This window comes from Prevotella sp. AM23-5 (assembly GCF_003473645.1).
Classification (GTDB): Bacteria; Bacteroidota; Bacteroidia; order Bacteroidales; family Bacteroidaceae; genus Prevotella; species Prevotella copri_A.
Window position 1 is genome coordinate 25,340 of sequence record NZ_QUCG01000039.1, and the last position, 8,768, is coordinate 34,107.

Sequence of the window (8,768 nt, forward strand, 5' to 3'; positions counted from 1 at the left end):
CCATTATTTCTCGTAAAAAACAAACAAACCCGCTTTTTTCTGCTCATTTCTTCTTTTTATTCGAATATTTATTGTATCTTTGCACTCACAAATGCGCTTGTGGCGAAATTGGTAGACGCGCTAGACTTAGGATCTAGTGGTTTAGGCCGTGTAGGTTCGAGTCCTATCAGGCGCACCGAAGAAAATCCTAACTACTTGATAATAAGCAGTTAGGATTTTTTCTTTCTAGAAACCAGGAAGTTATCATCAACCTACTTACTCATAGATATTGGAAGAAACAGTCGTCACATAACCACGTTTTTTGATTTAAATCAACAAATCCCCATATCTTGCAAGAAAACCAGATAAAATTTTCTTGTTTTTCGCATATTTCCTATACCTTTGCCCACGGAATTCCAATAAAAGAAAAGAAACAAAGTATTAATTTCGGTTTAAAAGATTAATTATGAAGAAGATTATGTTGAGCCTTATGATGGCTCTCGTTTCTGTTTGCGCAAGCGCACAGGTTTACATCGGTGGTACGGCTGGTATCTCTAGCAATAAGATTGGTGATGAAGATAGCAAGACAGCTTACAAGCTCATCCCAGAAATCGGTTATCAGTTCAACAACAAGTGGGATGCCGGTATCGAGGTAGGTATCCAGAAGGGCGATGTTTGCAAGATTGCCCGAGTAGGTGATGCTACTACCTTCACTATTGCTCCTTACGTTCGCTATGCAGCAGTAGAGAGCAAGGTAGTTGATCTCTTCTTCGAGGGTACTATCGGTTATGGCAGTGTAAGCAAGGGCGGTGGCGACTTCTACGAGGTAGGCATCAAGCCAGGTTTGGCTGTTAAGCTTACAAAGCATGTTGAATTCATCTCAAAGATTGGCTTCCTCGGTTACAGAGGTTATTCTCCAGAAGAGGGCAAGAGCTCATCTACATTCGGAGTTGACGTAGATGCAAGCAACATTTCATTTGGAGCTATCTACAAGTTCTAATCTTAGAAAAGCTCATTTACTCATCGTAAATATATCAAGGGCGCAAGCTTTTTCCGCAACAGGAATAGCTTGCGCCCTGTTTTTATGTGAAATCTCAATTTATATGAAACCTCAATAAAGGGCAACTTATATGAAAACCTCAATATAGAGCAACCTTGATAACCCCATCTTTTCTATTCTCAAACACATCGTAAGCTTCCTCTATTCTAGATAACGGAAAACGATGGGTAATGAGAGGAGTGGTATCTATCTTGCCCTGTGCTATCAAGCTCAGGATTTCCTCACAATCACAGCCATCTACTCCACCCGTCTTGAAAATGAGATTCTTGCCATACATATCAGGAAGCGGAAGCATCTGGGGCTTATCATACATAGCAACAATAGTAACGATGGCATTAGGACGGGCACACTTCCATGCCAACTGGAAGGTATCCGAACCACCAGCTACTTCCATCACCACATCGGCTCCACCATGCAAACTCTGCTCCTTGACGAAGGTTTCGCAATCTTCCGGTTCTACCACAAGAACCTGCGGATAATGTTCCTGGATAAATGCTCTCCTGGCTTCTGATTTCTCGCAAACGATGATTTTTCCAGGATTCTTCAGTAAGGTGCAGAGCAAACAGCAAACTCCCGTAGGACCTGCCCCGATAATGAGAACCGTATCTTCTTCCTTTATTTCCGAGATTCGGGTCGCCCAGAATCCAGTGGCAAGAATATCGCCAACAAAGAGTGCCTGCTCATCGCTCACCGTATCAGGAATCTTATTCAATCCGGTAGTGGCATACGGAACTCTGACGTATTCCGTCTGGCCGCCATCTATCCTGCACCCCAACGCCCAGCCACCGTGAGGAGAAGTACAGTTGTTTACGTATCCATGCTGGCAGTAGAAGCATTCGCCACAATAAGTCTCCACATTCACCGTTACTCTATCGCCCGGCTTCACATGGGTAACCTGCCCGCCTACTTCTTCTACAACACCCACCATCTCATGCCCCAAGGTAATACCAGGTACAGCACGAGGCACTGAACCATGCTTGATATGCAAATCGCTGGTACAGATACTGCTCATGGTTACTCTCACTATAGCATCCTTGGCATCCTTAATGGTAGGTTTCGCTTTCTCAACAAAAGCGAATTCTCCTTTTTTAATATATGTAAATGCTTTCATCGTCTCTAGTTTATTAATGTTTTATCGAAAATGCAAATATACAAAAAATATTCATAACATCATACGTTATGCCAACTTTTTATGCTTTGTTAAAATTAGAGTTTTTTTAACGAGAAAATACTGAAAATTCACAGAATATATATATCTTTGCAGTATTATTATAACATCATATCACAAAAAAACATTCTATATGAATAATTACAAGAATATCAAGGCAAAGGTTCTGCGCATTGATGAAGAAGAACATAAGTTCGTCATCGAAGTAGAAAACAGAATTTACAAGGTAGGACAGATTGACTTCCAAAGGAGGCAACCCGCCCCTAAGACACTTGACTGTCTGATGATTACAACCCATCTAGGCAAGGTTTTCATTTCCCAGAACATAGAACACCTCATGAGAAAACATTATAAGGAAAATGATGAGGTGGATTTCAAGATCAAGATGACATTAGGTGATTTCTATCACCTGGAAGACGAATACGGCTTCACGGCCATGTTGAAAAGAGATACCATCATCAATGCAGCGCTCACTCCTAGAGTAAGATGCAGAGTGATGAAGTTCCGCCAGAAATACATGGAGGTACAACTCGTAGAAGTATTGGGCGCCGATAAGTCGGAGTTTTCACTTTCAGATAAAGATTTTCGTGAAATCATAGGTGATGAAAACTGGAATACCCCTGAGTTCAGAAATCTGATGCTCGGAGATACGCCTTCTGACATCTTCGACCTGGAGTGCCACCGATGGATAGCTGGCATCTCCAATCATCTCAGCCAAGATGAATTACAGACATTACTCCTGCAGATTCATTCCCAATGCATCGAAACGCTACAGGGAGAGTATCTCCTGCCCCGATGCAAGGAAGCCGAGCGCATGCTGCTCGAACAGCGATTTACCGATATCATCGAACTGATATCTTACTACATTCAAGCCATCAGAATATTAAGAGAGGGAAAGGCCGAGCATACCATCAGCCAGATTCTTTCCACTCTATCCACTTGTGCCTATATCTACCATCCACGCAAGCAGTTCTGCATCATGCAATGCATCTTCATGCTCGACTTTTCGATTATGGAAAAACTCATCACGTCTATCCTGACTACCCTTCGCAGCCAGCAGGTATATCTTTGGAACAGAAAACCCTTTCAGATGCAATGGCTCAAACTGTTACAAAGCTATGTAGAGAATATCTATCACCAGACAGACAGACTCTCCAGCGATGCAACAACCAAGGAAACCATGATTCAGGTTTTGACCATCGAGCTGATACTGGGACGTCATGCATCGCATAAGATTTACGATAACTCATTGAATCAGGCATTGCTCTATCGCTTGGTTTCGCTGATGAATGTAAGCGACCCTAACAAGACTCTCCAGAAAGCATTCCTTTCTCTCTTCACCCCGACAGAATTCAATGCTGCCCTTCCTTTCAACAGCGATGACGCATTCGTCCTCGCCAATATGCTCTGCTCCCAACAGGACAATGAAACCGTGGAGAGTTTTGAACCTGCCAAATATGAGAATGAAACAACTCTTCTCACCGTCAACGAGCAAGCTATCACCATACAGCCAAAGGATTTGGATAAAGAGAATGTATATATGCCTCTCTCTTCACGTATGGGATTATGGCATGGACTTTCCATCCGCCTGGACGAAAAACCACCGGTAAAACTACGTGGAAAAGTAGGTACTACCATCGAACACTATAAGGAACTGTGGGAATACATCAACCATTCTCTATTCTCCCAAAAGCGTAAGTCCTCAAAAAAGCAAAACAGAAAACTCTATATAGATGATGAAACGACCATCATCGTAACCAAACAACTGGCAGGACAGCTCTTATTTGAATGCAAAGTAGTAGAAGAAGGTTGTGAGGGAGTGGGAACGTTAGATGTTTTAAACGATGTTGTACCTTTCTTCCCTGGCGACATCAACACCCAGTCGTTTGAATATCAAGGGATGCCCCTCTTGTTGCATGCCTACGTAAAAGAAGTCAACAATGATGGAAGTTATGTCTTTGCCATGCGTGATATGATCAGCGAATACGCAGACGACGTACGAGTAAACGATCTGTTTTATAACTCTCGCCTCACCTGTCTGCTCTTCAATCAGGTATCCGACGTACCTCGTGTTCCTGCCGTAAGCAGCGAAGGCTTTTCAGTTTCCGTATGTCCTGCCCCTGGCATGACTCTCGATGATTTGAAAAAAGGTATGGTGATAGAAGTTGATAACATCACGGAAGGAACCAATGGTTATCTCAACGGCACCTTCCTGCGGGAATCACCGGAAAGCCGATTCAGTCTTGCCGATGCTTTCCATCAGCTGATGCTGGGGTATGCAGCACATGAGGTTTACAATCCAAAAAATGAAAAGGATGAATTGGCTAATGCGATGCCTATAGAGAAAGTATATGTATCGGAAATGATGAGCATCATAGATGCCAAAGCCACCCTAGAAGAAGACAAGATCAAGGCATACAACTATCTCAATTTCTGCCGACTTCTTGCCATCATGCTCGACAGCAAGGAGAGAACCAGTTATTACGATAGTCGACTTACGCTCCTGGAGGTACTCAACGATTTTGCAACATTAGATAAGGTAGATATCAACAAGATTGAACACATCGCCGAAAAGGAACCGGAATTGTTTGAACGCAATGCCATCCTTCGCCACGACTTTATGCAATTGCGTATCATCGGTTGTCTGGATAGCGAGGAACACTACGAAGACCTGTACCGTTGGAGCTGTCTTACAGAAGATCCTCACCTGCAGCAACTGGCATCGCTCGTGCTCTCTCATAACTTCGTGAAGAAATCGGGACTTCTCACCCAAGCCGGTGATATCCTCGACAAGATTCGCGCTCTTCTGAAACTCCACAAGTCATCTTCCAACAAGAAGAACTATGGCAAGGAAGATTTCCATACCGAGTTCAAGACATCCATCATCTATCCAGAAAACTCTATGCGAGTGGATGTGCAGGCACAAACCGTCAAGATTATGCAGGAAATATGTGCCTTCCTCAATGCCGAGGGCGGCCATCTCTATCTGGGCGTATCGGATATTGGCTATGAAATGGGATTGGAAGAGGACTTGAAGAACCCGCTCTTCAAAGGCTCCAGAGATAAGTACGAGGTATATGTCAACAATCAGATTATCTATTATCTCGGTCAGGAAGGAGCACATTATATACATACTCACTTCGATACGGATATCAGCAATGCGGTACTCATCATCGACATCGAGCCATGCCCTACACCTAAAGCCGTAGGCAATGTATATTACGAACGTATGGGTACATCTGCGCGCAAGGTAAACGAAACCTATAAGGACAAGTTCCTTGCCATCAGAAAACAATGGGCAGAAGAGCACATTCCGCATGCTGTGGTTACACAGGAAGAAATGCCGACTGCGTTAGAAAACACTCTAGCCACCAAGGAGTCAAAAAACTCCACTAAGCATGTAGAATCTGCTCCTATCACCGACCACATCCAAACCTCACGTCTGCGCAACAATGCATTGCACGATTACGAGGAAGGCTACCGCCCTATCACGGCAGTCATCTGTCTGATGGACACGGACGAATACAAGATACTGGATGAAGACGACTGGCAGGATTATCGCCTGAAACTGGCTGTTCATGAAGACGAAGAAGAAGGATGGCTCATTCTTGTCTATGAAAGCGGAAAGGTATGCAAGGTTTCGATGGCAGAGCTCTTGCAGAGAGAACGGGGCAGAGCATTCAAGCGTTACGCTGGCGAAAAACTCATCTTTGCGTCCGTTGCCTCAGACAAGGACTCTGTATGTGTGGGATTCATTGACGGCAAGACCAACCATTACGTCAGATTTGATGATGTTGACAGATTCGAACACGGCAAGATGCAGGCAGAAGGTACCCTTCCTATGGATGTACCGAATGCCGGCGTTCATTATGTAGAAGTGATTGCACAGAATCAAGTCCCTGTCAATAGAAACATCGGTAGAAAGACCATCGGATGCATCCTGAAAACCGTAGAAGGAAGAAGATGCATGGCAGTTCTTCCCGACTGTAATTTGAAATAAACAGATTACACCATCATTTTTTCCAGTTGCTCCTGTGCCTTTCTCATATCCTGTTCAAAACTTACATGGTCGAGAAGGAAACCATCTCTTCCATCAGCAAGTTTCTGATAAAGCTGCGGATTCATGCCATCCACATACTGGCTGATAGCATATTCGATATCATCACGCTGCGTGGGATTGGTAGAGAACTCATAGACACGAAGCTTCTGATGAATAAAGCAATAAGCCGACTCTATACAGTCTTGAGAGATACTGGATAGAGAGCAACTGTCTTGATTGGTACTGTCTCCAAAATGGGTGAAGCCCTCTTTACCGAGGGTTTCACCTTTATTTATATTTTCACCTTTGTTTATATATTGATTCATATCCATTATTTCACTCCCTTCATTGACAAGGCAATGCGCTTGCGCTTCAAATCTACTTCTGTCACTCTCACCATCACATGCTCATGGAGCTTCACCACTTCACTAGGGTCACTGATGTAGCGGTTTGACATCTGTGAAACGTGAACCAATCCATCATTGTGAACACCTATATCTACAAAGGCGCCAAATTTGGTGATATTGGTTACGATGCCAGGCACTACCATGCCCTCCTGCAGATCCTCAATGGTCTTGATGCTCGCATCAAACTCAAATTTTTCAACCTCTCCACGAGGATCCAAACCAGGTTTGTCAAGCTCAGCCATAATATCCATCAAAGTAGGCATACCCACCTCAGCAGTGACATATTTCTTAATATCTATTTTCTTCTGCAAATCCTTATCTTCCACCAGCTGCTTCACGGTGACTCCCTGATCTTTCGCCATCTGCTCAACCAAGGCATAACGCTCTGGGTGAACAGCACTGTTATCCAAAGGATTCTTGGCACCAGGAATACGGAGGAAGCCGGCACACTGCTCGAAGGCAGAAGGACCCAGACGTGGCACCTTCTTCAACTGCGCACGCGAAGCGAAGGCTCCATTCTCCTTACGGTATTCCACAATATTCTTGGCAAGAGTAGGACCGAGACCACTCACGTAGGTAAGAAGATGCTGCGATGCGGTATTCAGGTTGACACCCACCGAGTTTACACAACTCATCACCACGGTATCCAAGCTCTTCTTAAGCTGAGTCTGATCCACATCATGCTGATACTGTCCCACACCGATGCTCTTAGGATCAATCTTTACCAGTTCGGCAAGCGGATCCATCAGTCGGCGACCAATACTTACAGCACCACGCACGGTTACATCCTCATCCGGGAATTCATCTCTGGCAATCTTGGAAGCAGAATAGATAGAAGCACCATCCTCACTTACTACATAGATATCCACAGGGTGTGGATAACTTATTTCGTGCAACCAGTCACTCGTCTCGCGACTTGCCGTACCATTACCCACAGCCATCGCCTCTACCTGATACATCTTCACCATGCGCAGGATAGCCGAAGTAGCCTCATTTTTCTTATTACGAGGAGGATGAGGATAAACGATTTCATGATGAATCAGATTACCTTGTGCATCCAGACAACAAGTCTTGCAACCATTGGCAAAACCAGGATCAACAGCCATCACGCGCTTCTGACCTAAAGGAGCAGCGAGCAAGAGCTGACGCAGGTTCTCTGCAAAAACCACAATAGCCTCTTCATCCGCCTTCTGCTTACTGAGAGCAGCAAATTCAGTTTCAATACTAGGTTTCAAAAGACGCTTAAAGGCATCATCCACCGCTTCACCTACCAATGTCTGGCACTCACCATATCCATGTACATAGTAGCGTTTCAGCTTATCCTGGCACTGCTCGTCATCGGCAGAGATACTGATACGGAGGAATCCGGCAGCCTCACCACGACGCATCGCCAAGAGGCGATGAGAAGAACATCTTTTCAATGGCTCAGAGAAATCGAAGTAATCAGAGAAGCGCTGTGCTTCTTCTTCATCTTTCTTCTTGGCAACCACCTTCGAAGTGATGATGGCTCCCCTGCGGAATTCGCCACGAATCTGATTTCTACTCTCCTCGCTTTCGCTTACGATTTCTGCAATGATATCCTTAGCACCCTGCAGGGCAGCATCAGCATCCTTCACCTTGTCGCCTACAAACTTCTTAGCAGCCTGCAGCGGGTTGCGTTCACGCTGAAAAAGCAGAACTTGAGCCAAAGGTTCCAAACCAGCCTCACGGGCAATCTGTGCACGGGTTCTGCGCTTAGGCTTGAAAGGAAGGTAGATATCCTCCAATTCTGTGGCATCCCAACAGTTTTCGATACGCTCTTTAAGAGCATCTGTCAGTTTACCCTGCTCATCAATAGTCTTCAGGATGGTTTCTTTTCGTTTCGCCATTTCCTTCAACTTTTCGTTAGCCTGAGCGATGGCCTCGATATTCACCTCATCCATATTTCCCGTTTTCTCCTTACGGTAACGGGAAATAAAAGGAATGGTGCATCCTTCTTCAAGAAGCTCCAATGTATTCTCGACAGCCTGCTCACGTAATTTGAGTTGGGCTGCAATAATCTTTGTAAATTGATTCATAATTAATTTTTATTTTTGCGAATGCAAAGATACAAAAAAGCCTCAGAAATCTTTCGAA

Annotated in this window: 5 protein-coding genes and 1 tRNA gene; 3 read left to right on the forward strand and 3 right to left on the reverse strand. The window is 44.4% G+C overall.

Annotation, left to right across the window (positions count from 1 at the left end; translation table 11 throughout):
• Positions 1-93: 93 nt before the first annotated feature.
• Positions 94-175 (forward strand) — tRNA-Leu (locus DW657_RS10515).
• 270 nt (positions 176-445) lie between these two features.
• The gene (locus DW657_RS10520) at positions 446-979 is read left to right on the forward strand and encodes an outer membrane beta-barrel protein (RefSeq protein ID WP_117661942.1); all 534 of its coding nucleotides are present in this window, start codon (positions 446-448) and stop codon (positions 977-979) included.
• Positions 980-1,118: 139 nt separating this feature from the next.
• Here the strand turns inward: DW657_RS10520 and DW657_RS10525 are convergent, their stop codons facing one another.
• A complete protein-coding gene (locus DW657_RS10525; RefSeq protein WP_118312467.1) occupies positions 1,119-2,150 on the reverse strand; it encodes an alcohol dehydrogenase in 1,032 nt (343 codons plus the stop codon).
• 190 nt (positions 2,151-2,340) lie between these two features.
• Between DW657_RS10525 and DW657_RS10530 the strand changes: the two genes are divergently transcribed.
• Positions 2,341-6,207, forward strand: a complete 3,867-nt coding sequence (locus DW657_RS10530) for a helix-turn-helix domain-containing protein (protein ID WP_118312468.1) — start codon at positions 2,341-2,343, stop codon at positions 6,205-6,207.
• Positions 6,208-6,212: 5 nt separating this feature from the next.
• Here DW657_RS10530 and DW657_RS10535 read toward each other — a convergent pair whose 3' ends face one another.
• Positions 6,213-6,572, reverse strand: a complete 360-nt coding sequence (locus DW657_RS10535; RefSeq protein WP_367400155.1) for a hypothetical protein — start codon at positions 6,570-6,572, stop codon at positions 6,213-6,215.
• 5 nt (positions 6,573-6,577) lie between these two features.
• The gene (locus tag DW657_RS10540) at positions 6,578-8,710 is read right to left on the reverse strand and encodes a Tex family protein (protein ID WP_118312469.1); all 2,133 of its coding nucleotides are present in this window, start codon (positions 8,708-8,710) and stop codon (positions 6,578-6,580) included.
• Positions 8,711-8,768 lie beyond the last annotated feature (58 nt).